The 26607-nt window shown below is 60.0% G+C and carries 23 protein-coding genes; 11 read left to right on the forward strand and 12 right to left on the reverse strand.

The features are described 5' to 3' along the window. Nucleotides 1-32 precede the first annotated feature (32 nt). Together groL and GEV01_RS16135 are read left to right on the forward strand one after the other, a co-directional pair. The gene (groL, locus tag GEV01_RS16130; RefSeq protein ID WP_008451608.1) at nt 33-1679 is read left to right on the forward strand and encodes a chaperonin GroEL; all 1647 of its coding nucleotides are present in this window, start codon (nt 33-35) and stop codon (nt 1677-1679) included. A 203-nt stretch (nt 1680-1882) separates the two neighbouring features. After that, on the forward strand, nt 1883-3058 hold the full coding sequence (locus GEV01_RS16135; protein ID WP_152806249.1) for an AIPR family protein: 1176 nt from the start codon (nt 1883-1885) through the stop codon (nt 3056-3058). A gap of 271 nt (nt 3059-3329) precedes the next feature. Here GEV01_RS16135 and GEV01_RS16140 read toward each other — a convergent pair whose 3' ends face one another. Further along, nucleotides 3330-3974 (reverse strand): hypothetical protein, encoded by a 645-nt coding sequence (locus GEV01_RS16140; RefSeq protein ID WP_152806251.1) that lies wholly within the window; start codon nt 3972-3974, stop codon nt 3330-3332. Between the two features lie 165 nt (nt 3975-4139). Between GEV01_RS16140 and GEV01_RS16145 the strand changes: the two genes are divergently transcribed. Next, on the forward strand, nt 4140-5135 hold the full coding sequence (locus tag GEV01_RS16145) for an OmpA family protein (protein ID WP_152806253.1): 996 nt from the start codon (nt 4140-4142) through the stop codon (nt 5133-5135). A gap of 27 nt (nt 5136-5162) precedes the next feature. On the opposite strand, the gene GEV01_RS16150 is transcribed toward GEV01_RS16145, so the two are convergent. Beyond that, nucleotides 5163-5576 carry a MerR family transcriptional regulator gene (locus tag GEV01_RS16150; protein WP_152806255.1) on the reverse strand — a complete coding sequence of 138 codons (414 nt, stop codon included), beginning with the start codon at nt 5574-5576 and terminating at the stop codon, nt 5163-5165. Between the two features lie 193 nt (nt 5577-5769). Here GEV01_RS16150 and GEV01_RS16155 point away from each other — a divergent pair, with 193 nt between their 5' ends. Continuing rightward, on the forward strand, nt 5770-7005 hold the full coding sequence (locus GEV01_RS16155; RefSeq protein WP_152806257.1) for an NADH:flavin oxidoreductase/NADH oxidase family protein: 1236 nt from the start codon (nt 5770-5772) through the stop codon (nt 7003-7005). Nucleotides 7006-7048: 43 nt separating this feature from the next. Beyond that, on the forward strand, nt 7049-8047 hold the full coding sequence (locus GEV01_RS16160) for an acetoacetate decarboxylase (ADC) (protein WP_152806259.1): 999 nt from the start codon (nt 7049-7051) through the stop codon (nt 8045-8047). A gap of 26 nt (nt 8048-8073) precedes the next feature. Here the strand turns inward: GEV01_RS16160 and GEV01_RS16165 are convergent, their stop codons facing one another. The 6 genes from GEV01_RS16165 to GEV01_RS16190 form a co-directional block, all read right to left on the reverse strand. Next, nucleotides 8074-8436 carry a hypothetical protein gene (locus GEV01_RS16165; RefSeq protein ID WP_152806261.1) on the reverse strand — a complete coding sequence of 121 codons (363 nt, stop codon included), beginning with the start codon at nt 8434-8436 and terminating at the stop codon, nt 8074-8076. A 13-nt stretch (nt 8437-8449) separates the two neighbouring features. Next, nucleotides 8450-8935 (reverse strand): hypothetical protein, encoded by a 486-nt coding sequence (locus GEV01_RS16170; protein WP_152806263.1) that lies wholly within the window; start codon nt 8933-8935, stop codon nt 8450-8452. Between the two features lie 100 nt (nt 8936-9035). Continuing rightward, nucleotides 9036-9461 (reverse strand): DUF7684 family protein, encoded by a 426-nt coding sequence (locus GEV01_RS16175; protein WP_152806264.1) that lies wholly within the window; start codon nt 9459-9461, stop codon nt 9036-9038. Nucleotides 9462-9510: 49 nt separating this feature from the next. Continuing rightward, the gene (locus GEV01_RS16180) at nt 9511-10392 is read right to left on the reverse strand and encodes an SMP-30/gluconolactonase/LRE family protein (protein WP_152806266.1); all 882 of its coding nucleotides are present in this window, start codon (nt 10390-10392) and stop codon (nt 9511-9513) included. A 29-nt stretch (nt 10393-10421) separates the two neighbouring features. Next, entirely contained in the window at nt 10422-11042 is a 621-nt protein-coding gene (locus GEV01_RS16185) for a 2-dehydro-3-deoxy-6-phosphogalactonate aldolase (RefSeq protein WP_152806267.1), read from the reverse strand. A 2-nt stretch (nt 11043-11044) separates the two neighbouring features. Beyond that, nucleotides 11045-11959 (reverse strand): 2-dehydro-3-deoxygalactonokinase, encoded by a 915-nt coding sequence (locus GEV01_RS16190; protein WP_328595532.1) that lies wholly within the window; start codon nt 11957-11959, stop codon nt 11045-11047. Between the two features lie 183 nt (nt 11960-12142). Here GEV01_RS16190 and GEV01_RS31120 point away from each other — a divergent pair, with 183 nt between their 5' ends. Continuing rightward, nucleotides 12143-12718 (forward strand): hypothetical protein, encoded by a 576-nt coding sequence (locus GEV01_RS31120; RefSeq protein ID WP_235914390.1) that lies wholly within the window; start codon nt 12143-12145, stop codon nt 12716-12718. On the opposite strand, the gene GEV01_RS16200 is transcribed toward GEV01_RS31120, so the two are convergent. Both GEV01_RS16200 and GEV01_RS16205 read right to left on the reverse strand, forming a co-directional pair. Then, entirely contained in the window at nt 12715-13971 is a 1257-nt protein-coding gene (locus tag GEV01_RS16200) for an MFS transporter (RefSeq protein ID WP_152806272.1), read from the reverse strand. The two genes, GEV01_RS31120 and GEV01_RS16200, sit on opposite strands and share 4 nt — an antisense overlap. 26 nt (nt 13972-13997) lie before the next feature. Then, nucleotides 13998-14531, reverse strand: coding sequence for a PadR family transcriptional regulator (locus GEV01_RS16205; protein ID WP_152806274.1), 534 nt, complete (start codon nt 14529-14531; stop codon nt 13998-14000). A gap of 140 nt (nt 14532-14671) precedes the next feature. Here GEV01_RS16205 and GEV01_RS16210 point away from each other — a divergent pair, with 140 nt between their 5' ends. Further along, nucleotides 14672-15418, forward strand: a complete 747-nt coding sequence (locus GEV01_RS16210) for a MerR family transcriptional regulator (RefSeq protein ID WP_152806276.1) — start codon at nt 14672-14674, stop codon at nt 15416-15418. Here the strand turns inward: GEV01_RS16210 and GEV01_RS16215 are convergent. Both GEV01_RS16215 and GEV01_RS16220 read right to left on the reverse strand, forming a co-directional pair. After that, on the reverse strand, nt 15415-17286 hold the full coding sequence (locus GEV01_RS16215; RefSeq protein ID WP_043481341.1) for a glucokinase: 1872 nt from the start codon (nt 17284-17286) through the stop codon (nt 15415-15417). The genes GEV01_RS16210 and GEV01_RS16215 overlap by 4 nt on opposite strands. Before the next feature lie 102 nt (nt 17287-17388). Continuing rightward, the gene (locus GEV01_RS16220; protein WP_152806278.1) at nt 17389-19026 is read right to left on the reverse strand and encodes an alpha-glucosidase; all 1638 of its coding nucleotides are present in this window, start codon (nt 19024-19026) and stop codon (nt 17389-17391) included. 226 nt (nt 19027-19252) lie between these two features. On the opposite strand from GEV01_RS16220, the gene GEV01_RS16225 reads away from it, so the two are divergent. The 4 genes from GEV01_RS16225 (at nt 19253) to GEV01_RS16240 (ending at nt 26606) form a co-directional block, all read left to right on the forward strand. Beyond that, complete coding sequence (locus GEV01_RS16225; protein ID WP_152807068.1) at nt 19253-20857, forward strand: POT-type proton-dependent oligopeptide transporter; 1605 nt, start codon at nt 19253-19255, stop codon at nt 20855-20857. Nucleotides 20858-21037: 180 nt separating this feature from the next. Next, a complete protein-coding gene (gene pulA, locus GEV01_RS16230; protein WP_152806279.1) occupies nt 21038-23803 on the forward strand; it encodes a pullulanase-type alpha-1,6-glucosidase in 2766 nt (921 codons plus the stop codon). A 45-nt stretch (nt 23804-23848) separates the two neighbouring features. Beyond that, nucleotides 23849-24211, forward strand: a complete 363-nt coding sequence (locus GEV01_RS16235) for a PKD domain-containing protein (protein ID WP_152806282.1) — start codon at nt 23849-23851, stop codon at nt 24209-24211. A 115-nt stretch (nt 24212-24326) separates the two neighbouring features. Next, on the forward strand, nt 24327-26606 hold the full coding sequence (locus GEV01_RS16240; protein ID WP_152806284.1) for a GH92 family glycosyl hydrolase: 2280 nt from the start codon (nt 24327-24329) through the stop codon (nt 26604-26606). Nucleotide 26607: the final 1 nt, after the last annotated feature.

The following is a 26607-nucleotide window of genomic DNA, read 5'->3' on the forward strand; positions in this document are numbered from 1 at the left end:
TTGCACTCATCACCTAATTCTGGAGAAACAACATGGCAGCTAAAGAAGTAATTTTCGGCGACGCAGCGCGCGCCAAAATGGTTGAGGGCGTCAACGTCCTGGCCAACGCAGTGAAAGTCACCCTGGGCCCTAAAGGCCGCAACGTTGTGCTGGAACGTTCGTTCGGCGCCCCTACCGTCACCAAGGACGGCGTGTCGGTCGCTAAAGAAGTCGAACTGAAAGACAAGCTGCAGAACATGGGCGCGCAGATGGTCAAGGAAGTTGCTTCCCGCACCAGCGACAACGCCGGCGACGGCACCACCACCGCCACCGTGCTGGCACAAGCCATCGTGCGCGAAGGCATGAAGTTCGTTGCCGCCGGCATGAACCCGATGGACCTGAAGCGCGGCATCGACAAGGCAGTTGCTGCCACCGTCGAGCAGATCGCCATCATCGCCCGTCCATGCACCACCACCAAGGAAATCGCCCAGGTTGGTTCGATCTCCGCCAACTCGGATTCGTCGATCGGCGACCGCATCGCTGAAGCGATGGAAAAAGTCGGCAAAGAAGGCGTCATCACCGTGGAAGACGGCAAGTCGCTGAACGACGAGCTGGACATCGTTGAAGGTATGCAGTTCGACCGCGGCTACCTGTCGCCATACTTCATCAACAACCAAGAGAAGCAAGTCGCCATCCTGGACAATCCATTCGTCCTGCTGTGCGACAAGAAAATCTCGAACATCCGCGATCTGCTGCCGGTACTGGAACAAGTCGCTAAAGCCGGCCGTCCACTGCTGATCATCGCTGAAGACATCGAAGGCGAAGCACTGGCAACCCTGGTTGTGAACAACATCCGCGGCATCCTGAAAACCTGCGCAGTCAAAGCCCCAGGCTTCGGCGACCGTCGCAAGGCCATGCTGGAAGACATCGCAATCCTGACCGGCGGTCAAGTGGTTGCTGAAGAAGTCGGCATGACCCTGGAAAAAATCACCCTGGAAGAACTGGGCCAGGCCAAGCGTATCGAAATCGGCAAGGAAAACACCATCGTTATCGACGGTGCTGGCCGCGCTGAAGGCATCGAAGGCCGCGTCAAGCAAATCCGCGTGCAAATCGAAGAAGCGACCTCGGACTACGACCGTGAAAAACTGCAAGAACGCGTGGCCAAGCTGGCCGGCGGCGTTGCAGTGATCAAAGTCGGTGCAGCCACCGAAGTTGAAATGAAAGAGAAGAAGGCCCGCGTTGAAGATGCACTGCACGCTACCCGCGCTGCCGTGGAAGAAGGCATCGTACCAGGCGGCGGCGTAGCCCTGCTGCGCGCTCGTGCTGCTCTGAACGTCAAAGGCGACAACCCAGACCAGGACGCAGGTATCAAGATCGTTCTGCGCGCCATGGAAGAGCCACTGCGCATGATCGTTCAAAACGCCGGCGAAGAAGCTTCGGTAGTGGTTGCAGCGGTTCTGGCTGGCAAAGGTAACTACGGTTACAACGCTGCCAACGGCACCTACGGCGACATGGTTGAAATGGGCGTTCTGGACCCAGCTAAAGTCACCCGTTCGGCACTGCAAAACGCAGCATCGATCGCTGGCCTGATGCTGACCACCGACTGCATGATCGCTGAAGTCACCGAAGACAAAGCTGCCGGCGGCATGGGCGGTATGGGTGGCATGGGCGGCATGGGCGGTATGGACGGCATGATGTAATTGCCGGCATAAGCCTCGCTGTACAAGAAAGCCAGCTTCTTCGGAAGCTGGCTTTTTTATTTGAGGTAACATCTATGTTCGTTTTAAAGATAAAAAATATTGCACAACCCAGCTTAAAATGATAAATTATCTCTGCCTGTTGGAGTCCATCAAATTTTTTGGTGAGATATACGAACCAACGGCTCATGTAGAAAGTAAAAACAATGAGCACTTCCGCAAAGCGCCCTGCCGCTAGTATTATTTCTATTCCTTTTCATTCGATCCGCAATATCTCCAGTCCGGCTGACCATGCTGAAAAGCGTTTGGTTTATGCTGGTCAAATGCCTATTACTTCCGTGATTGGTCTTCCAACACATGAGAATGTACGAGGTTACCTTGTCGAGGGAGAAGGGAAATTAAAAAAGAGTCCGACGCAAGTCCATCTTGCTATTCGAGAGACATTGAAAGAACGACCATCAGTTTTCAGCGTACTGAATAGCGGGATCGTTATCATTGCTCGCTCATCGTCGGCGGATGAGAAAACGCGCCTTTTGACATTAACCAATTCAAGTATTATCAACGGCTCTCAAACTCAAGGTGTTATTCGTGAATACCTAAAATCCAACGGATCTGAAGCTGATGAGGTGTTTGTAAAGTTTGAGTTGATAGTTACCGACGATGATGACCTGATCGCCGATATTTCTATTGCTCGCAACTTCCAAAACGATGTACAACTTTTGAGTATTGCAGGCCGAAAGGGAGAGTTAGATGAACTTGAAGCTCGGTTAAAAAAATCGAATTCTTCGCTCCGTTTGCGAAAATCTGAAAGCGAACGACCATCTGAGACGAATGACATAATCCAAACCGAAAAACTCTTGCAGGTCATTGCCGCGCTAACCCCTCAAGAACTTTGGTGGAAACAGGGGGAATATAGTAAAACTTATACCTATTCCGCCAAAGCAACTTGCTTAAAAGACTTTCGACGGGTTTACGAAGAAGCAAAGAGTGATGATGGCGATGATATTATGGCGCAAGCCTATCAGTTCAGCCTTGATATCGCTCCGCAAGCTTGGGAGATTTATACACATTGGAAAGAAAACCAAGCATTCCAAGGCACAGGCCTTCGCTCGATTGAACGTGACGGCGCAGAAATCATAGAAGTCCCTGATGGCATTATTTTCCCAATTCTTGCTGCATTATCACAATTTGCAGTAAAAAAACGGAATGTTTGGAAAATCGTTCAACCAGCGGAACTTGACGATGAGGAGTTAGTGGCAAGCGCAAAGCGTGTATATATGGATATGGCAAAAAGCAAACCCGAAATTATGGGAAAATCCCGCGCCTGCTATTATGCGCTTGAACAAATCACAACGATCTACAAGCGGCTGCTAAAAAAATGACTTATAGCTCAAGCAAGTAAGCGCGGAGGGACATGACTAAGCAACGCGACAGTTCAGCTCTTATTCGATTGCTGCTGCCATCCCTCACACTCATCAAAATAGGTTAATTGGATGAATTTATGATGAGGGATAAGGTCTAACTGCATGATCACTGAAGTCACCGAAGACAAAGCTGCCGGCGGCATGGGCGGTATGGACGGCATGATGTAATTGCCGGCATAAGCCTCGCTGTACAAGAAAGCCAGCTTCTTCGGAAGCTGGCTTTTTTTATTTACTTGCAGGTCGCAGTCACGTTGATGAAGTTGGTAAAGCTCGGGGTGGTGTCGTTCGTCCCCGCGTTGTTCGCCAGGGTGCAGGTCTGTCCTGTCGGGTTGAACGATACCGTCACGTTGTAGTTCGCGCCGGGAACGGCCAGCGGCGAATACGACTGCGCAAACACGCTCAGGCCGTTGGCGCTCGCTTTCAGGATATTGCCCTGGGCGTCGGCGAAGCTGACCGAACCACCGGCCGCCAGGCCCGACACCGTCACCCCCACGTTGTATTTCAACAGCCCGATCGCAGCAGGCTGGCACGTCACGGCGACATTGCTGATGTCGCCTCCGTCCTGGGCGACCGTGCCCGCGCCATTGGCGACCTTGCAGTCGTTGCCGTTCGGATTGGCAAACAGCGTGACGCTGTACGGCGTGCCCGCAGCCACCGGATTGGCAAACTTGAAGCTGGTAGTCGCCTTGACGGCGATAGTCTCCGCATTGCTATTGACCAGCAGCAGAGTGCTGTTGGCCGACAGGCCGGCGATACTGCCGGAGATGGTGGCCGATTTCGGTGTCGCCGGCGCTGCTGGCGCCGTCGAGCCGCCGCCACCGCAACCGGCCATGGACAACGCTCCCAATAAAGCCATTACTTTGAATTTATTCATGCGATCTTCCCAAGGTATTTTGAGCCTCAAGAATATCATTTGAGCAAAATAGAAAATACGCTAATTGTCACCCGCAGGGGCCGTTCGATTGAAAAGTTAAAATTGATCTAAATGCAAGTTATCCCTACAATCGACGTTCTTCAACCATCTTCAGACGGGACCGACATGCGTGCTTATCGCCTTCTTCCATTGCTGCTGTGCGCCGGCGTCGTTCACGCCCAGATGCCGGCCAAGGACACCGTCAAGAACGGCAAGGATCATCCGCTGTTGTCGCGATTTGAAGGGTCGAAGATGGTTGGCTACGGCCTCAAGGAGTTCGACGAAGTGATGCTGCCCGCCGGCAAACGCATCGAGAGCAAGGATGGCCAGATGGCATTCGACAGCAAGCTGCTGTTGGAGGGCAAATACACCCGCATGGCCTACAACTTCCCGCGCGAGCGTTCGGCGCTGGAAGTGATGCGCAACTATCAGGCCGCGCTGGAAAAGGCCGGCCTGAAAACGGTGTTCGCCTGCGCCAAGGAAACCTGCGGCAGAGGCTTCGGCGACTTCTTCCTTGAAAAGCGCGTCGGCGACCATTTCATCCAGGGTGCCGAAGCCAGCTGGGATCCATTCAACTATGGCCGCAACGACGAGCGCTACCTGCTGGCCAAAGGCACGCGGCCGGACGGTTCGCTGGTCCATGTCGGCGTGTACTCGGTGGCGCCGGTGCAGGACAAGCTCGGCGGCATCTATGTCGAGATCGTTGAAGCCAAGGCGATGGAAGGCGGCAAGGTGTCTGCCAACCTGAACGCGGCGGACATGGCCAAGGGCATCGCGGCCGATGGCAAGGTGGCCGTGTACGGCGTGTTCTTCGACACCGACAAGACCGACGTCAAGCCGGAATCGAAAGACGCGCTGGCCGAGATGGCCAAACTGTTGCAGCAGGATGCCAAGCTGAAGCTGTACGTGGTCGGCCATACCGACAGCCAGGGCGCACTGGCGCACAACCTGGAGCTGTCGCAGAAGCGGGCCGAGTCGGTGATCAAGGTGCTGGCGGCGGAGTACAAGGTCGATGCCAAGCGGCTGAGCGCCAAGGGCGTGGCCTCGTACTCGCCGGCGGCCTCGAACGATGCGGAAGCGGGACGTGAAAAGAATCGCCGGGTCGAACTGGTGAAACAATAAAGCGATCCCGGCCAAGCTGGGCCTGGCCTAGTCGCTGCTCGTGATTCCCATGCTGGCCATGACTCTTGCCGCATTGTCCTTGCAATCGATGTCGGCAGGCCTGGAATCGATCAGCTGAATCAGCGAGCGGAGATGGGCTTTGTTTTGAGCCAGCCGCACTTCCAATGACTCGATGTCGGCAATCTTCTTTTTGAGCGCCGCCATCAGTTCATCATGCCTCCACGAAGAAATATCTTCTGGCAGAACTTGCTTGATTTCTTCAAGCGAGAAACCAGCCTTTTGCGCGTCATTGATGATGGCAAGCAGAGCTACAGCCTCAAGTGGATAGTCCCGATAACCGTTGGACTGGCGGTTGACCGCCTTCAACAGCCCTTTCGATTCATAGAACCGAATGGTTGATGCCGCTATTCCGCTGCGTTTGGCTAGTTCACCGATTTTCATTGCTACCTACCTCATATGGACTGCCGTGTCTGGGGTTTGCGCTCCTGGCGCAGCCTACTATAAGGTTAAAGCCCAGTTGAAGGTCAAGCAATTCATGATACCGGGTCCCGATTCTAAAATTGTTTGGATTGGGGCTTGACCTTGAAGTTAGCTTAAAGCTTATTGTGGAGTCATTGTCATTCAGGAGGTCGCAATGAATCCCTTTAGTGAGCTTGCTTTACCTAACGGCACCATCATTCAGAATCGCTTGGCCAAAGCGGCGATGGAGGAAAACATGGCCGACCCAAACCAGGCCCCCTCGGACGGGCTGATTCGGCTGTATCAATCGTGGGCGGAAGGTGGCGTCGGCTTGATCATCACTGGCAATGTGATGATAGACCGCCGGGCAATGACGGGGCCCGGTGGCGTGGTTCTTGAGTCGGAAAAATTTGCTCCCCGCTTCAAGGAATGGGCCAGCACGGCGCGTTCTCATGGCGCTCAAATCTGGATGCAGATTAACCACCCGGGGCGCCAGATGCCCGCAGCGCTTGGACAAGAAACGATGGCGCCATCGGCCATCGCAATGGACCTTGGCAATCTGTCCAGTCAGTTTTCCACACCGCGAGAGATGAGCGAAAACGACATTACCGATGTGAAGCGCAGATTCGTCAGGACCGCGCAATTGGCAAAGGAATTTGGATTCAACGGCGTGGAAGTTCATGCCGCGCATGGCTATCTGATCAGCCAGTTCCTGTCTCCGATCACCAATAAACGCACTGACCACTGGGGTGGCTCCCTTGAAAACCGAGCCAGGCTGCTGATCGATATTGTCAAAGAAATTCGGCAAGCCGTGGGCAAGGAATTCGCCGTCGCCATCAAAATCAACTCGGCGGACTTTCAGCGCGGCGGCTTCAGTACCGACGACGCAAAAGAAGTCGTTGCCATGCTCAACCCATTGGCGGTGGATCTGATTGAACTTTCCGGTGGCAGCTACGAGGCCCCGGCGATGAATGGACTGGCTCGCGATGGGAAGACGCTAGCCCGTGAGGCGTACTTCCTGGAGTTTGCCAAGGACATAGCCACCGTGGCGGAAATGCCGATCATGGTCACTGGTGGCATACGCCGCTACCCGATCGCGGAAGAAGTCCTGAACAGCGGCATCGATATGGTAGGCATGGGAACCGCCCTCGCGCTCAATCCGAAATTGCCTGAAGCCTGGCGCTCGGACCAGACGGCGACCACGATGCTGCGCGCCGTCACATGGAAAAACAAGGTCATGGCTTCCGCGGCCCACATGGCGATGGTGAAGCACCAGCTGCGCCGCCTCAGCAGAGGGAAATCTTCCAATCCCAATATCCCGCCTGTTTTGGCGCTGGTCGAACAGCGACTGCAAACCAGAATTCAAAACAAAAAATATCGCCGCCGGATGAACAGCTCTCCGGTGCTGTGAACGGGCGCGTCGAATAATTTTTTCCACTTTTAAGGTGTAGAGCATGAATATCCAAAAAACCGCAGCGGTCTCGGGATTGATCTTGAGTTCCGTTGGAGCTCCTTCATGGGCTGAGAATTTAACTGAACCCAAGCAGGTTCTCATTCACATTGGCGGTCATGATGTGCCCGTGGTTGCGGGCGGTCTGTATGACCGTTTTCGCTCCAACCCTCCATTGTCCGTGGTCGCCTCGGAAGCTCCGGACGTCGACCTCAGCTGGTTCAAGGGCATCAAGAAGGAAAAGGTCGACATCGGTTTCGAATCGTATTCACCAAACTTCTACTACAAGAACCGCAAGATTACCGCTGTGTTCACGGCAAATCTCGACCGCTTGCGCGAGCTGATGCCGGAGAAGATCCTGCAGGAAGTTCAACCGCTGCAGATCTGGCCGGGGCGTGGCGTGGTCGCGTTGACCGCTTACACCTACGATTACTGCGACAACGACAGCTATAGCGAGATTTCGCTCTCCATCGTCACGAACAAGCCAGGCAAATCGAGCTTTGGCCCGCTTACGCTGATGAGCCAGGCATCCTCTGGCGATTTCTGGGGCTATGTACTGAAGCTCCCGGTGAATACCGAACTCGCCAGAGTGAGAGGGGTCGTCGGATATAACCTGCCGAAATGGCGGACGAGCATTGAACTCAAGGAAACGGACAAATCATTTTCTTTCACTGTAACGGACAGCGACTCGGGCGAAATAGATTTCATTTTTGAAGGCAAGAAGTTAAGCGACGTGTCGCATGCAGCTGAACTGGTGAAGAGCAGCTTCACCAACATCGACCAGGATGGGCAACTGACATTTGGCTATGCGATTTCGAAACAGCTTACGCATGCGTCCAGTACGAGTTCCGACGCGGTGAATTTGAAACTCAGTGACGGCAGCTTCTCGACATACCTCAAGTCGCTCAAACTGGGGAAGATGATGAAGTACGAATATGTCCCAGAATTCCAGAGTGCGCTCTATGCCCCCAAGGCATTGAAAGATCTTCCTGCGGACATGTGACTGTCGTTGTGAGCCAGCCGCGGAGGCTACAACGCAATCAGCGATGCGGCTTCCATTCTTCGCAATAGTTCCTTGCCTCTGGCCTCGTCGTATCCTTCCATGCGCGTGATCATCGTATCCATTGCCGCCCCGGCGTTGCGGATATAGGCTTCGGCAGTCTTCCGGTCCAGATCGTCAATGGGCATATGCTCTGCTTCTTCGATGGCGGCCAGAATCGCCCGGGTTAGATTGATGCTTTCCGTTGTGGGTGGGTTGGACGGTCCATCAAAGAAAATATCGCGCTGCTGCTCTTCGGGTAAGCCGGCCTGGTCCAAAGCTCGCATGCAATAATAAATTACAGCGAACGCCGTATCCTCAGGTGCTGTCTCGACATAAGTAAGAATGTCCATGACTGACTCCGACTCATAGTTCAATCGCATCAAAGAGATTTCTTGGCAAACTCTCGATGATGTACTCTTCAGAGAAAAGACTGGCTCGCTGTGCCACAGTCACAGCATTTAACATGGCGGTGACTGGCGCCCCCGGAATCACCAGCATGAGGGGCTTAAAATTGGCAGGTTGAGCCAACCGTATCAACTTTAATATTTCCCTGTACTGAGAAGCCCCAATCATACCTTGATGTAGCCGGCTGGCTGCGCCGCGCTGAATGCCAGCACGGACTGTATTTATTCTGGACGAATGCAAGTCCAATGCCTCCACATCTTTCATGAGGCTCCAATAAAGCGCACGCGGATTTGAGCTTGGCGGTACCGAGTTGTAGGGATTTAATCTCGACGGCGGGTCGAAGTAAGGCGTACACCAGACATAGTGGATCTCGTTATAAAACCACTGGCTGATCTCATAGGCGATCAATGTCACGCATGAATAATAAATGTCCTTGTTGTTCATTTCGCCGCCTCCGCCATCGAGCTCCGCAATCCCTGGATGGCAGATGTAGCATGGGGCGGAGGGATACGGTCTGAGCGCATTCAAAGGTGCGCTCGCCTGTTCAAGCGTCGCGGTACTCCGCTTCCAGTTCCTCGCGGCGCGGGGTGTCGGCGATGTGCAGGATCAGCGTTTCGCGCAGTTCATGGGCGGGGTGCACGGCGCGGTGCTGGGCGAACCAGAACGCTTCGCTCAGCTCTTCGTCCTCGTGCGCGGTGACGACCACGAGCTGCTCGTCCGGCACGTCTTCGTAGTTGACGGCTTCCAGGCTGGCGTCCTCGATGGCTTCGCGCCAGGACTCGCATTCCTTCCCCCACGCCAGCGCATACGCGCAACCAGCGGCGACCAGCGCGCGGCTGGTCTCCCACATCGTCATCTCCGCCACATCGGCCTCGACCACCAGCACGGCTTTGAATTGCGACAGGCCTTCCAGCGCGGGAAGATCGCTGTCGGGAGTAAGGTGTAAATAGCGGAGGACTGGTTTCTGCATGATGGGACCATTGATATCGAGTCCCGAATTTTAACAGGCAGGAGTACTGCTAGCCGAAGCGCGCGGCGTGCACGCCGGCCACGTCCACCCGCACGGCAAACAGCGCGCCGGTCAGCGGGAACTCTTGCAACTGCTCCGGCGTGTTGTCCTCGCGCGCGGTGGTGATGTACAAGGTCTTCAGGTCGTCGCCGCCGAAGGTGCACGAGGCGGGATTACGCACCGGCACGCGTATCGTCTGCAACAACTCGCCATCCGCCGAATAGCGGCAGACGCGGCCACCGCCCCACTGCGCGATCCAGACGCAGCCTTCACTATCGACCGTCATGCCATCCGGCGAGCCTTCGCCGTCGCCGAACTGGCGCCACAGCTGCGGCGTGCCCAGCGTACCGTCAGCCTCCAGCGGATAGGCGTAGGTGCGGCCTTCGTAGCTGTCGGTGTGGTACATGGTGGCGCCGTCATGGCTGAAGGCCGGGCCGTTGCAGATGTGGTAGTCCTCGTCGGCAACCGTCAGCGACAGGTCGTGGTCCAGGCGGAACAGCTTGCCGATGGCCTGCGCGTAATCGGTGTTGTGCATGGAACCGGCCCAGATGCGGCCGGCCTGATCGACCTTGGCGTCGTTCATGCGCAGGCCGCTGTCGGCCGGGAACGGACGCGCCAGGTATTCGATGCGCAGCTCGGGTTCCAGCCACACGCGGGCGATGCCGTCGCGCAGGCCGGCCATGAAGCCGTCGCCGTCGCGGCGCGCGATCAGCCAGCAGATGTAATCCGGCATGGCCCAGCTGAGGCGCTGGCCGCTGGCCGCGTCCAGCGCGTGCAGGTTCTGGCTTTTCAGGTCGACGAAGTACAGCCGATTTTGTTCCGCCACCCACAGCGGGCCTTCGCCCAGTTGCGCGCGGACTTCCCAGATACATTGCACTTCATGCTGACTCATCAAATTTACTCCGAATGTCGAATCCGCCATCATACGGCCAATGCGCGCCACTTGCTCACGTAAGCGGCGGCGCGCTGGCCCAGTTCGTCCAGGCTCACGCCCGGCGTGTACAACTGGCCGCCGATGCCGAAGCCGGTGGCGCCTGCGCGCACCCAGCCTTCCATATTGTCCGGCGTGATGCCGCCGACCGGCCACATCGGCGTACCGGCGGGCACCACGCTGTTGAAGGCCTTCAGGCCGTTGTGGCCGACCATGTCGGCCGGGAACAGCTTGAGCGCATGGGCGCCGGCATCAAGCGCGGCAAACGCTTCGGTCGGCGTGGCGACGCCGGGCGCGCAATACATGCCCAGGTCGGCAGCGCGGCGGATCGCGGCGGGATTGCAGTTCGGCGAAACCAGCAGGCGGCCACCCGCTTCATACACCGCCTCGACGTGGCCGACGTTGAGCATGGTGCCGCCGCCGATCAGCGTGTCCGGCAGTTGTTCCTTGACCAGCGCGGCGATGCATTCGATGGCGCCGGGCCGGTTCAGCGGCACTTCCAGCGCACGGAAGCCGGCCTGGTGCAACACCTTGCCGACGGCGACCGCCTCCGCAGGTTGCAGGCCGCGCAGGATGGCGACCAGCGGGACGGTTGGATGGGATGGAGTCATGTTCAAGCCTGGTTGATGAATTGGGAAATCGCGGTGCAATACACACGATGGGGATCGAGCACCTCGCACTGCAAGCCGAAGTGTGCGGCGGCCACGGCATAGCGGGCGGCCAGCGCCGGCGAGCCGATGACGGTGATGCGGGCAGCTCCGCCGGCCTCGGCCTGTTTCAGCGCGCTGGCGGCGGCGGAGAATTCTGCGCCAATCAGCAAGCCGCTGACCACGGCCGGAGCCTGCGCGGCCGGTGCGCTGCGCGAGACCACGCCGGCCCGCACGCGGAACAGCGTATTCGACAAGGGTTCATTGCGGCCGGCCTGGCTCAGGCCGATGGCATAGCCTTCCGCGTCCGAGGCATCGCCGCCCATCATGGACGACAGCGTACCGCCCGCCGACAGCATGGCGAACAGTTCGCCGGTCATGTAGGTGGACAGCGACTGGATCAAGCCGTCGCGCAGCAGCACCCATTTGCTGTGGGTGCCGGGCAGCACCAGCCAGCCGTCGCGATGGCCGAGCGCGACAGCGCCCAGCAACTGGGTCTCCTCGCCGCGCATGACATCGACGGCGTCGCCGCTGCGGTAGCAATAGCCGGGGACGATGCGGCAGCGGCCGGCCCAGTCGGCATCAGCCACCGGTACCAAATGGACGGGCAGGCGCTGCAAGGGCACGGCGCTGTCCAGATAGGGAACCTCCTGCCAGCCCGAAGCGCTGCCGACCATGCCGGACATGATCACCGGCACATCCGGGCCCACGCCCATGGTCGCCAGCAATCCGGCCAGCGAAGCGCCGAAACGCTCGCGGCCGCCGACCGCCAGCATGCCCTGTCCATCCTCGTGCTCGGCCAGGCAGGCGCCGTGTTCGTCGATCAGATAGGCGCGACGGTTGCTCGTGCCCCAGTCTATCCCCAGTATTTTTTTGTCCACTATGCAGTCCTTAACTGATACTGCCGTCATGGTACGAAAAAGCCGGCCCCGCCTCCAATGAATTATCTCGCCCGACTAATATCAAAAAGATATAGCCAGAGGCCGCTGAGGCCGGTAAAAGTTGCCCCTTAGATGCCTTTGGTTTAGTATGACCGCAACAAAATTGCCCAGGCCTCCCCGTTTATGGAATCTCGCACCCCGTCCACCCGAAATCTGTTCATTGCAGGCGCCGTTGCCGGTGTGTTGCTGCTGGGCGGGGGTGTCTATTTCGCCAACATGACGCCGGCTGAATCGCAGGTCTTGCCGGCCCAGGCCAAGCTGCCGGCCAGCGCCAGCGGATCGGCGTCGGCTTCGGCGCCCGCTGCGGCGACGGCCGCGCCGCGTGCCGCCGTCAATGCGGCGCAGCCGGCTTCGGCCGAGGTGCAGCATCTGCGTACCAAGGAACAGGCCGCCGCTGCCTTGATGGCGCTGCCGGAACTGCAAGCCTGGTCGGCCATCGTGGAGAAAAACTCGGGTGGAAAATCGCACGGGGCTCTGATCGAATACGACCCGGCCCCGCGCAAGCTGAACGGCAAGAGCTACTGGCAGTTCAGCTTTGTGGAAAACAGCAGCGATGCGGCGCAGCGCTGGGAAAGCTTCCTGGTTTCGTCGAGCGACGAGGAAATCCTGGTGGAAGACGCCAGCACCGACGAAGTCATCAGCCTGGCGCGCTGGCGCCGTGAAAAACACCCCGCCAAGCGCACCGGCATCGACGGTTAAGCGACTTTAGCTTCCACCACCGGCGCGGCCTTCGCGGCTGCGCCCACCTGCCCTATCCACAGTACCGAGAACAAGGTCAGTCCGGCTGCGATCCAGCCGTTCAGGCCGTAGCCGACGATATGGCCGGCCGCATCGGTATGCAGCGTCAAGCCGCCCAGCAGCGCACCGACACCACTACCCACTTGCTGTATCGCCGAGTTGGAACTGAGGAAGGCGCCACGCTTGGCCGGATCCGGCACCGTCGTCATCAGGGCTTGCATCGGGATGTTACGTCCCGAAATGGCCGTCATGAAGAACGGGAAGAACAGGATCACAGCCACCAGCGGCATCACCGGCATGTGCGTCATGAACATCATCGGCAGGATCGAGAACAGCGCGATGTAGCGATACACGCGGTGCGCGCCGACGCGGTCCGACCATTTGCCTATCATGCGCGCGCTGAACAGCGTGGCCACGCCGCCGGCCAGATACACAAAGGTGATCTCGGCCGGCTGCACGCCGATGTTACTGACCAGCACAGGCGAGATGAAGGGAATCACCAGCATGCCCGTCATCATGTTGATGCCAGACAGCAGGAAGGCCTTCAGATGGCCGGGCACGCGGTACAGGCCGACCAGGTTCGGCAGCACTTCGGACAGCGGCACGCGCCGCGTCAAATGGCCGTTCAGCGATGGCAGCACGCGCCAGGCGGCGAACCAGATCAGCAGCGAGAACACCACGAGCAGATAAAACGGCGAAGCCCAGCCGTAGTGCGCGGCCAGCATCACGCCGGTCGGCACGCCGGCCACGGCGGCCAGGCTGAACGAGGTCATCACGATGCCGGTGGCTGCACCGCGCCGGTGGACAGGAATCAGGTCGCCGATGATGGCCATGATGATGGAGGCCAGCACGCCGCCGGTCAGCCCGGCAAACGCGCGCGACAGCACCAGCACATGGAAGTTGGGCGCCACCGCGCAAGCCAGGTTGGACAAGGTGAACAGCGCGAACATCGCCAGCAGCAGGCGCTTGCGGTCGAAGCGGTCGATATACATCGAGGCCAGCAGGCCGGACAGGCCAGCGCACCACGCGTAGGCCGACACCGCGCCGGACACGGCAGCAGGCTCGATGGAGAAGGCGCGCATCAACTGCGGCGCCAGCGGCATCATCACCATGAAGTCCATGATGACGGTGAACTGCGTCAGCGCCAGCAGCCACAGCACGATGCGCTCGCGGGCTTCCGGCAGCGGCAGGGTCAGAGGGGAATTTGCTTGCATATTATTGTGCTCCCTTCGTGCGCCGGTTAATCCAGCGCCAGGATTTCGGCGGTGGTGCGGCGCAGGATGGCGCGTATCAGCTCCAGCTTGGCTGCGCTGGGATGGTTCTCCTGCCCCTGCGCGATCACGGCGTGCTTGAGCTCATGCATGATGGTGCGCAGGTCGTCGCGCGACTCGGCCGGATCGCTCATGCGGGCCACGATGGCGTCGACGAACTGGCGGTTCTCGGCCAGGAAGGCCTCGCCTTCGGGCGTGATGGTGTGCAGCTTCTTGTTGCCGTCGGCGGTGGCGACCACATGGCCCATGTCCAGCAGCATCGACAGCAGCGGATAGATGGCGCCCGGGCTGGGCGTGTAGCCGCCGCCGGAACGCTGCTCCAGCTCCTTGATGATTTCATAGCCGTGGCGCGGCTTTTCGGCGATCAGCTGCAGCACGATGTAGCGCATGGCGCCGGCGTCGAACATCTTCGGACCACGGCCACGGCCGCCACCGCCGCGATGGTGGTGATGGTCGCCATGCGTGGCGTGATGGCGGTGTTGGTGATGTAGAAATCTAAACATTCTCGAACTCCTTACGATATGATAAGTTAAGATATAACTTATTGAGATATATCTTAACTTGTTTACGGAAGAGTTCAAGGACTTTTTTGTATAATTTTTGTGCTTGACCTTCACGCCACGTCAGAGTTCACCATCCGTCCATGCTCACAGTAAAACAACTTTCCAAGCTGACCGGCGTCACCACCCGGACCCTGCACTACTACGACGAGATCGGCTTGCTGAAGCCATCGCGCGTCGGCGACAACGGTTATCGCTACTACGGCGAGGCGGCGCAGTTGCGCTTGCAGCAGATCCTGTTCTACCGGGAGCTGGACGTGCCGCTGGCCGAGATACGCAAGCTGATGGACCGGGACGATTTCGATGTCATGGCGGCCCTGCTCAGTCACAAGGAAGCGTTGCGCAATCAAAGCGAGCGGCTGCAAGGCCTGATTGCGACTGTGGACAACACCATCCTCCACTTGCAAGGAAAGCAGATCATGAACAGCGAAGGTTTATTCTCGGGCTTGAACAAGCCGGAGCAGCAGGCATATGCGCAGGAAGCGGAGCAGCGTTACGACGCCGCCACCGTCAAGGCGTCCAACAAACAATGGGGTGCGTACAGCAAGGCCAAGCAGGACGCCATCATGGCGGAAGGGAATACTGTTTATACCGATATGGTCGCGGCCATGCCGCAGGGAGCGGACAGCGCCGCGGTGCAGGCCATCGTGCAGCGCTGGCGGGATCATATGGAGTATTTCTGGGTGCCGCAGGTGGAGCAGCTGACCGGCCTGGCCGCCATCTACTCCGAGGATCCGCGCTTCAAAGCCAACTTCGACAAGATCCATCCCGAGCTGGCGACGTTCATGCTGCACGCGGTGCAGCACTACGTCGCCCAGCTGCGGACTTAGCTGTCGAGGTGGGAGATCAGCAGGCGGCGATTGTCGTCGCCTGTGGCGGCTTTGTGTTCGACCACCAGGCGCGAGTTCTGGCTGTCCAGCGAGATGCCGACCGACAGGATGTCGATCAACAGCAGTTGCAGGATGCGCGAAATCATCGACAGGAAGGTCGTGCTGTCCTCGCTGTGATCGACCGCCAGGCAAACGCTGGCCTTCTTGGCCAACGGCGAGTTGCTCGACGTGATGGCGATGACATCCGCCCCCGCCGCGCGCGCCGCATCTACGGCCGCCAGCAGATCCGGCAGCTTGCCGGAATTGGAAATGGCAATCACCACATCGCCCGGATTCAACAGCTCGGCCGCCAGCGTCAGCAGATGCGAATCGCCATACGCCGAAGTCGGAATACGGAAGCGGAAGAATTTGTGCTGGCCATCCAGCGCCACCACCCGCGAGTTACCCATCGCGTAGAACTCGACCCGCTTGGCCTTGGCCACCAGGGCAATCGCCTTGTCCAGCGAACGCACGTCCAGCTGGTCGCGGAATTTCAGAATCGCGGAAACAGTATTATCGATAACCTTGGCGCTCAGATCATGCGTGCTGTCGCTGACGCGCACCTGGCTGTGGCGCACGGGAATCGCACCGGTCAGGCTGCTGGCGAACTTCAGCTTGAAATCGGCTAGACCGAGGAAACCCAGCGAACGGCAGAAACGGATCACGGTCGGCTGGCTCACTTCGGCCAGGCGGGCGATGTCGGCGATCGGCTCGTTCAGCACCAGGCGCGGCTGCTCCAGCACCAGCTGCGCCACGCGCTGCTCGGCCGGGGTCAGCTCGTGCTGCAAATGCTGCACGCGCTCCATCAAGGTATTGGCGCCGCTGCGTCCACGCAAGTGCTCGGACAGAATCGTCGCCACGCCATAAAACGCCGGGTTCGGCGTGGTAATCACATAGGTCGGAATCTCCGACAGATAACTGGTGAAACGGCCCTTGGCTTCAAAGCGCGTGCGGAACGGCGACGAGGCGAACCACTCGCCCATGCGCGGCACGATGCCGCCGCCGATAAACATGCCGCCGAAAGCGCCCAAGGTCACGGCCAGGTTGGCGGTGGCGCCGCCCAGCATCGCGCAGAAGCATTCCAGCACTTCCAGGCACAGCGGATCCTTGTCGGTCAGCGCGCCGGCCATGATCTCCTGCGACGTCAGGTCGCGCACCTGGCGGCCGTTGCGCTTGGCGATGGCGCGGTAGATGATCTCCATGCCGGGGCCGGAAATCAGGCGCTCGGTCGATACGTGCGACCAGGTCTGCCAGGCGTACTGCAAAATCGAATATTCGCGCTCGTCGGCCGGCGCGAAGTTGGTGTGGCCGCCTTCCGAACCCAGCGTGACGAAACCGTCGACGGTCGGAATCACGCCCGACACACCGAGGCCGGTACCAGGCCCCAGCACGCCGATCACGGAATTGGACGCCGGCTTGCCGCCGCCCACCTGCATCAGGTCGGACGGCTTCAGGCCCGGCAGCGACATCGCCAGCGCGGTAAAGTCGTTCACCACCAGCAGCGTGTGCAGGCCCAGCGCGCGGCGCACTTCGTCGGTGGAGAATTCCCAGTCGCGATTGGTCATGCGCACGTGGTCGCCGCTGACCGGATTGGCCACCGCCAGCGCGGCGTGGTTCAGCGTGATATCGGAATGGTCCGACAGGTAGGAGCGCAACATCGCGACGATGTCTGTGTAGTCATCGCACTTGAGCACGCGCACTGCGCGGAACTCGCCGGGGGCGGTCTGCAATGCGAAGCGGGCGTGGGTGGCGCCGATGTCTGCCAGCAGGCGCGGGCCGTCGGCAAAGGCGGTACGGTTCAGTTTTTGATCCACTTCAGCTTGTTTCATCATCGATTCAGTCAAAACAGTAGGCGGAAGCATACCCGAAATACCAGATGTTAAGAAGGAAACGATGCGAAAAGGTATCGCTTCCCTCTCACTACGCCTCCCTTAGCGGGCGTAGCCGAACCACGCGCCGAAGGCCGGCAGCTGCACCTGGCCGTCCACCACCGTGCCCGGCAGGCCGTAGCCCTCCATCTGCTCGGCGCCCACCGCCTGCGGCAGCGTGCAGCTGACCGGCTCCGAACCCAGGTTGAACACGGCGATGATGCCGCGCTCGCCCTCGGCATCGCGGCGCAGCGCCAGCACCGGTTCCGGCGCGTCGAAGAACTGGATGGCGCCGCGCGTCAGCTGCGGCAGCTTGCGGCGCCAGGCGATGAACTTACGCGTGAATTCCAGCGACGAGCCCTCGTCGCCTTCCTGCACCGAGGCCGCCTTGGCCAGGTGGTCCGGCGATACCGGCAGCCATGGCTTGCCTTCGGTGAAGCCGCCATTGGCGCCGGCAGTCCAGGCCATCGGCGTGCGGCAGCCGTCGCGGCCCTTGAACTCCGGCCAGAAAGTGATGCCATACGGGTCCTGCAGCAGCTCGAACGGGACGTCCGCTTCGGCGAAGGCCAGCTCGTCGCCCTGGTACAGGCACGGCGTGCCTTTCAGCGACAGCTGCATCGCCAGGATCATCTTGGCAAACGCCACCGGCGCGGACGGTCCGCCCCAGCGGGTCGCCACGCGCTGCACGTCGTGATTGCCGACCGACCAGGAAGCCCAGCCGCCCTTCACGCGCGCTTCGAAATTCTCGACCTGCTTGCGGATGTAGTGCGACGAGCAGGTCGGCACCAGCAGGTTGAAGCTGTAGGCCATCTGCAGCTTGTCGCCGTCGGCGGTGTACTCGGCCATCACGGCCAGCGAATCGTCGGCGCCCACTTCGCCGATGGCGACCGCCTTGTACTCATCCAGCAGCACGCGCAGCTTTTGCAGGAACGGCAGGTTCTCCGGACGGCTCTTGTCGTAGACGTGCGCCTGCATGCCGTACGGGTTGACGTCGGAAACGGTGGCGGTGTCGCGGTTGACGGCCGGCGGATTGCTGCGCAGTTCCAGGTCGTGGAAGTGGAAGTTGCACGCGTCCAGGCGGATGCCGTCGACGCCGCGCTCCAGCCAGAAACGCAGCGCGTCCAGGTGCGCCTGCTGCACTTCCGGGTTGTGGAAGTTGAGCTGCGGCTGGCTGACCAGGAAATTGTGTAAATAGTATTGACGACGGCGCGTATCCCACTGCCACGACGAACCGCCGAACACCGACATCCAGTTATTCGGCGGATTGCCGTCCGGCGCGGGATCGGACCACACATACCAGTCGGCTTTCGGGTTGTCGCGGCTGGCGCGGCTTTCCTTGAACCAGGCGTGTTCCTCGGCCGTGTGCGCCATCACCTGGTCGATCATGATCTTCAGGCCCAGGCTGTGGGCGCGGGCGACCATGGCGTCGAAGTCGGCCAGCGTGCCGAACATCGGGTCGACGTCGCAGTAATCGGCGATGTCGTAGCCGAAATCCTTCATCGGCGATTTGAAATAAGGCGAGATCCAGACGATGTCTACGCCCAGCGATGCGATATAGTCCAGCTTTGCCGTAATACCAGGTATATCTCCTATGCCGTCACCGTTGGTATCGTTGAAGCTGCGCGGGTAAACCTGGTAAATAATCGCTTCGCGGTACCAATCTTGGGCGTGCGGGGAAACTTGTGTAAGTTGCTTAGTCATAAGAAAATCCTGGGTTGGCAGATCAAGGATGGGTTTTGTAGACAATATACATCACGATAGTAGAACAATCAATCCAGACAACCACAGCAGATTAATACAATTAATCCTATTAAATCAACTAGTTATGTGTTTTTACAAAGAACCATAACTAAAAAATAGTAGTCAAACTACACAATCAGGAGAGAGACCAGTGAGCAGTACCACTACCAGCAACGGCAACGGGCCGATGCCTCGGCAAATCCCCTACATCATCGCCAACGAAGGCTGCGAACGATTCAGCTTCTACGGCATGCGCAACATCCTGACGCCGTTCCTGCTCAGCACCCTGCTGCTGTTCGTGCCGATGGCCGACCGCGCCAGCGAGGCCAAGCACGTATTCCACACCTTCGTCATCGGCGTGTATTTCTTCCCGCTGCTGGGCGGCTGGCTGGCCGACCGCTGGTTCGGCAAGTACAACACGGTGTTCTGGTTCAGCCTGATCTACGTGGCCGGGCATGCCTGCCTGGCGATCTTCGAGGACAACCTCAAGGGCTTTTACTTCGGCCTGTTCCTGATCGCATTCGGCTCGGGCGGCATCAAGCCGCTGGTGGCGGCCTTCGTCGGCGACCAGTTCGACCAGACCAACAAGAACCGCGCCAAGCTGGTGTACGACGCCTTCTACTGGATCATCAACTTCGGCTCCTTCTTCGCTTCGCTGCTGATGCCTGTCTTCCTGCGGGACTACGGCCCGGCCGTCGCCTTCGGCATTCCCGGCATCCTGATGGCGGTCGCCACGCTGGTGTTCTGGCTCGGCAAGCGCAAATACATCCACGTGCCGCCGGCCGCGCCAAATCCGAACTCCTTCAGCAGCGTGGCCCGCACCGCGCTGATGAGCAAGCAGCCGGGCCGCCCAGGAGATCTCCTGGGCCGTCCAGGCCTGATGATGGCCGGTGTTGGCGCGCTGGGCGCGGTGGCGTCGCTGTGCATGACGCCGCAATGGGGCTTCGTCATCGCCGCCTGCCTGGCGCTGGTGCTGGTGCTGGCGTTCGGCGGCATCGGCGTATCGATGCAGCTGGACCGCGCGCGCGGCCTGCATAGCGAAGAGGCGGTGGAAGGCGTGCGCGCCGTGCTGCGCATCCTGATCGTGTTCGCGATGGTGACGCCGTTCCACTCGCTGTTCGACCAGAAGGCTTCGACCTGGATCGTGCAGGCCAATGCGATGAACAGTCCCCTGCTGAATATCTTCGGCTGGGAATTCACGCTGCTGCCGGCGCAGATGCAGGCGGTGAATCCGATTCTGGTGATGCTGCTGATTCCGTTTAATAACCTCGCGCTGTATCCGCTGATGCGCTTCATCGGCATCACGCCGACGCCGCTGCGCCGCATGGGTACGGGTATTGCGATGGCCGGCATCTCCTGGATTGTGATCGGCATGATCCAGCTGCAGATGGATGCGGGCGACAAGGTATCCATCCTGTGGCAGCTGCTGCCGTATGCGCTGCTGACGCTGGGCGAGGTGCTGGTATCGGCCACCGGTTTGGAATTTGCCTACAGCCAGGCGCCGGCGCCGATGAAGGGCATCATTTTGAGCTTCTGGTATCTGGCCATCACCGTCGGCAACCTGTGGGTGTTGATCGTCAATGCGGGCGTGAAGAACGATGCGGTCAGCGCGTACATCGCCACCAGTGGCATGGGCGTGATCGCGTTCCAGATGTTCTTCTTCGCCGCCTTCGCGCTGCTGGTCGCCGCCGTCTTCGCGCTGTACGCGATCCGCTACAAGATGGTGGACAACTACCGCAGCGAAGGCCCGGCAAGCTTCTGCTATCCGGAGGCGGAGAAGGACAAGCCGTAAGCCAAATCCGGACGTAGGCTTTGAGGTCACAAATTGTGATCTCAAAGCCCTGGATTCGCCAGTCGCCCACGGAAGTATCAAAACTACAGATTTTGGATTACCATAACCGGCAAATTCAGGGGTATTTGCCGGTTTTTTGTAGCCGCACTACCTAAATCTATAGTTTTGGAGACGGCAATTATGGGCGGTAAGCATTTTGGGGCGTGGCGGCGGGTGGCTGGAGTTTCTGTCGGTGGTGCGCTTGCGCTGGCCTTCGGGGGCGCCTCGGCCGCCGATAACGCGGCGCTTGCCGCTTGCGACGGTCCGTTCGCGACCGTCCTTCAAGCAAATGCCGCCGCCGATGCGCGGGCTTACTGGCTCAATCGCCAGCTGATCAAATGGCCGGGCGCAGATGCCGCCGGTGGCGCTTTCAAAATCTACCACTCCGCTTCCGCCTCGCTGCATGCAGCGCCCGGTGCGCGCGTGTCCGGCGCGGATGGCTCGCTGGCTTTGGCGCGGTTTGATGGCGCCTTGCCTGCGGATCTCGCGCAGCGGTTCAAATTCGTCGGCAATGGTGCGGTGCTGGCACTGGCGTCTGCGGATGCGGCCCGTCTCGGCGGCCTGCTGACGCAGCAACTCATGCTGGTGCACGAAGCCGAAGACGGCACGGTGCGTGATGCCACCACGCTGCAAATCGCCGGCGCGCTCGACGACTTATATGCCAGCGCCGCCAACGCGCATGATCTGGGCGTCAGTGTCGGCAAACAATCCAGCTTCAAACTGTGGGCGCCGACCGCGCAACGCGTGGCGCTGTGCACCTACGCCAACGGCTCCGGCAAAGCCACCGCCATCACCGCCATGCAGCGCGACGCCACCACCGGCATCTGGTCCGCCCGCCTGGACGGCAACCGCTCCGGCCAGTACTACCAATACCTGGTGGACGTAGTAGCGCCATCGGCAGGCCTGGTGCGCAACCTCGTCACCGATCCCTACTCGATCAGCCTGACCACCGACTCCAAGCGCAGCTACATCGCCGACCTGAACGCCATCAACCTGAAGCCAGCCGGCTGGGACAAAACCCCTACCCCGAAAAAAGTCGCCACCCAATCCGACATGACAGTCTACGAACTGCACGTGCGCGACTTCTCGATCAACGACAGCACCGTCAGCGCCGCCAACCGCGGCAAGTACACCGCCTTCACCGAAGCCGGCTCCAACGGCATGAGGCACCTCGCGGCGCTGAGCAAGGCCGGCATGACCGACATCCACCTGCTGCCTGTCTTCGACATCGGCAGCGTACCGGAACAAGGCTGCGTCACACCAGCCATCCCGCCCGTCTTGGCGCCGGACAGCGAAGGACAGCAGGCACTGGTCTCCAAGACCCAGGCCACCGATTGCTACAACTGGGGCTACGATCCCTACCACTACAACGCCCCCGAAGGTAGCTACGCGACCGATCCCGCCGACGGCGCCAAACGCATCATCGAATTCCGCCAGATGGTGCAAGCGCTGCACAAGACCGGCCTGCGCGTGGGTATGGACGTGGTCTACAACCACACCTTCATCGCCGGCCAGAACGAGAAGTCGGTGCTGGACCGCGTAGTCCCCGGCTACTACCACCGCCTCAACGCCAAGGGCGCGGTCGAGCGCTCCACCTGCTGCGACAACACCGCCACCGAAAACCTGATGATGGCCAAGCTGATGATCGACTCCGTCGAACAATGGGCCGTGCAATACAAGATCGACTCCTTCCGCTTCGACCTGATGGGCCACCAGCCGCGCGCCGCGATGGAGCAGCTGCAAGCACGCGCCGACCGCGCCACCGGCCGTCACATCAACCTGATCGGCGAAGGCTGGAACTTCGGAGAAGTGGCCGACGGCGCGCGCTTCGTGCAAGCCTCCCAGCTGTCGCTGAACGGCAGCGGCATCGGCACATTCAGCGACCGTGCACGCGACGCCGTGCGCGGTGGCGGCGCCGGTGACAGCGGCCTGCAAATGATCACGCAACAAGGCTACATCAACGGTCTTGTGTACAACGCCAACGCGCAGGCAGGCGCACGCCCCGTCAGCGATCTACTGCAGGCATCAGACCTGGTCAAGGTCGGCCTGGCCGGCTCGATCCGCAGCTACCCGCTGCAAACGCACGACGGCAAAACGCAGCAGCTGCAGGACATCGTCTACGGCGGCAATCAGCCGGCCGGCTATGCCAGCGAGCCGGGCGAAGTGGTCAACTACGTCGAGAACCACGACAACCAGACGCTGTACGACATCAACGCCTTCAAGCTGCCACGCGCTACCACCAGCGCCGAACGCGCACAGGTGCAGATGCTGGGCGCCGCCATCAACGCCTTCAGCCAGGGCGTGGCCTACTTCCACGCGGGCTTCGACATCCTGCGCTCCAAATCGCTGGACCGCAACAGCTTCGAATCGGGCGACTGGTTCAATCGCCTGGACTGGAGCTACCAGGACAACTACTACGGCACCGGCGTGCCGCGCGAAGAAGACAACGGCAAGGACTACGCCCTCATCAAACCGCTGCTGCGCGACGCCGCCATCAAACCATCGCCGAAGGATATCGTCTACGCACGCGACGCCTTCCGCGACCTGCTGGCGATCCGCTCCAGCAGCACGCTGTTCCGCCTGCGCTCCGCCGCCGACATCAAGCAGCGCCTGCGCTTCTACAACACCGGCAGCGGCCAGGTACCGACCGTGATCGTCGCCCACATCGACGGCGCGGGCTACGCGGGCGCCAACTTCAAGTCCATCACCTACCTGATCAACGTCGACAAAGTCGCGCAGCGCCTCACCGTGGCCGAGGAAAAAAACCGCCGCTACCAGCTGCATCCGGTCCACACCAGCATGGCCTCAGCGGACAAACGCGTGGCCCTGGAAGCCAGATACGACGCCGCCTCGGGAACGTTTGCAATTCCGCCACGCAGCGCCGTCGTATTCGTAGAAAAGAAGTAAACCGCGTGATATCTTTTCGGCTCCCTATCGATCCGGAAAGAGATCATGATGAGACGCAACCACACCGCAGCACTGCTGCTATCGCTCACGCTGGCCGCCTGCGGTGGCGGCGGCAGCGACCTCGCGCAGGCCAACCGCGCGCCGGTCGCCATCGCCGGGCCGGCGCAAACCGTCGCCGTCGGCAGCTCGGTCAAGCTGGCCGGCAGCGGCACCGATGCCGACCAGGATATCCTCGGCTATTCGTGGACGCTGGCCAAGCCGGCCGGCAGCGCAGCATCCCTGCTTAACTACCACGTCGCCTCGCCGACCTTCTTCGCCGACCTGCCAGGCGCGTACACCGCCACGCTGATCGTCAACGACGGCAAACTCGATAGCGCACCGTCCACCGTCACCATCACCGCGCAGTAGCTGATGCGGTTGTTTAGTAAGCGCACAATAAACAAGGCGCCCGGCCTGGGCAGCTGGTTTCCGGCGATGGCATAGCTGCTACACTGGTTTGTCGCCCGCCACCATCGCCCAGGACATGAAACTCACGCTCGCACTGCCCGCCCTCCTCTTTGCGCTGACCGCTACGGCCGCTCCCATCACCGATCCCGTCGAATGGATCAATCCCCTGATGGGCACCGCCAGCAAGCCCGAACTCTCGAACGGCAATACCTATCCGACCATCGCGCTGCCGTGGGGGATGAACTTCTGGACGCCGCAGACCGGCAAGATGGGCAACGGCTGGGCCTACACCTACGACGCCGACAAGATCCGCGGCTTCAAACAGACGCACCAGCCGTCTCCGTGGATGAACGACTACGGCCAGTTCGCCATCATGCCGGTGACGGGCAAGCTGCGCTTCACGCAGGACGACCGCGCCAGCTGGTTCTCGCACAAGGCCGAAGTGGCCAAGCCTTACTACTACAGCGTCTACCTGGCGGACGCCGACGTCACCACCGAGATCGCGCCGACCGAACGCGCAGCGCAATTCCGCTTCACCTATCCCAAGACCGACGAGGCCTACGTGGTAGTCGACGCCTACGACAAGGGCTCCTACATCAAGGTGATTCCATCAGAGCGCAAGATCGTCGGCTACAGCACGCGCTACGCGCGCGGTCCGCTGCCGAAGAACTTCAAGAACTGGTTTGTCATCTACTTCGACAAACCATTCACCTCCACCCGCATCTGGAGCGGCAACAAGCTGGTGTCGGACGTGATGGAACTGGCCAGCGACCATAGCGGCGCGGTGGTCGGCTTCAAGACCGAAAAAGGCGAGAAGGTCGGCATGCGCGTGGCCTCCTCCTTCATCAGCGAAGAACAGGCGGAGTTGAACCTGAAGCGCGAGCTGGCGAACGATAGCTTCGACACCACCGCGCAAAAAGGCAAGGACGTATGGAACAAGACGCTGAGCCGCATCAGCGTGGAAGGCGGCAGCGACGATCAGACGCGCACCTTCTATTCCAGCCTGTATCGCACGCTGTTCTTCCCGAACAAACTGTACGAGATCGACGCCAACAACCAGATCGTCCACTGGAGTCCCTACAATGGCAAGATCCTGCCCGGCTATATGTTCGCCGGCACCGGCTTCTGGGACACCTTCCGCGCGCTGTATCCCTTCCTGAACCTGATGTACCCATCGATCAACCGCGAGATGCAGGCCGGCCTGGTGAACGACTACAAGGAAGGCGGCTGGCTGCCCGAATGGTCCAGCCCCGGCCTGGCCGATGTCATGATCGGCAATAACTCGGCCTCGGTGGTGGCGGAAGCCTACATCAAAGGCCTGCGCGGCTACGACATCGAAACGCTGTGGCAGGCGCTGAAGCACGGCGCGGACAACGAAGGGCCGATGAGCGCCGTCGGCCGCGCCGGCGTCAAGTACTACAACGAGTTGGGCTACGTGCCCTACGACGTCAAGATCAACGAGAACGCCGCGCGTACGCTGGAATACGCGTACGACGATTTCGCCATCTACCAGCTGGGCAAGGCGCTCGGCAAGCCGCAGTCGGAAATCGGCATCTACGCAAAGCGGGCGATGAACTACAAGAAGCTGTTCGACCCGGAGACGGGCCTCATGCGCGGCAAGAACAAGGATGGCAGCTTCCAGTCGCCATTCAACCCATTCAAGTGGGGCGACGCTTTCACCGAGGGGAACAGCTGGCATTACACCTGGTCGGTATTCCAGGACGTGAACGGCCTGGTGGACCTGATGGGCGGCCGCCAGAAGTTTGTCGCCAAGCTGGATCAGGTGTTCTCGCTGCCGCCGACGTTCGACGAAAGCTACTACGGTGAAGTAATCCACGAGATCCGCGAAATGCAGATCGCGAACATGGGCCAGTACGCGCACGGCAACCAGCCCATCCAGCACATGATCTACCTGTACGGCTACGCGGGCGCTCCATGGAAGACCCAGTACTGGGCACGCGAAACCATGAACCGCTTGTACAAAGCCACTCCGGACGGCTACTGCGGCGACGAGGACAACGGCCAGACCTCGGCATGGTATGTGTTCTCGGCGCTGGGCTTCTACCCGGTCACGCCGGTGGTGCCGCAGTACGTGGTGGGTGCGCCGCTGTTCAAGAAGGTCACGCTGAAACTGGAGAACGGCAAATCGGTCGTCATCAACGCGCCGGCCAACAGCGACAGCAAGCGCTATGTGAACGCGCTCAAGGTCAACGGCAAGGCCTACGAGAAGAACTGGCTGAGCCACGCAGGCCTGATGCAGGGCGCGGTGCTGGACTTCGACATGTCCGACAAGCCGAACAAGCAGCGCGCCACCGCACCGGCCGACGCGCCCTACTCGCTCTCGACAGACCGCTAAC

Origin of the sequence: Rugamonas rivuli, assembly GCF_009380165.1 — a bacterium.
Lineage (GTDB): Bacteria > Pseudomonadota > Gammaproteobacteria > Burkholderiales > Burkholderiaceae_D > Rugamonas > Rugamonas rivuli.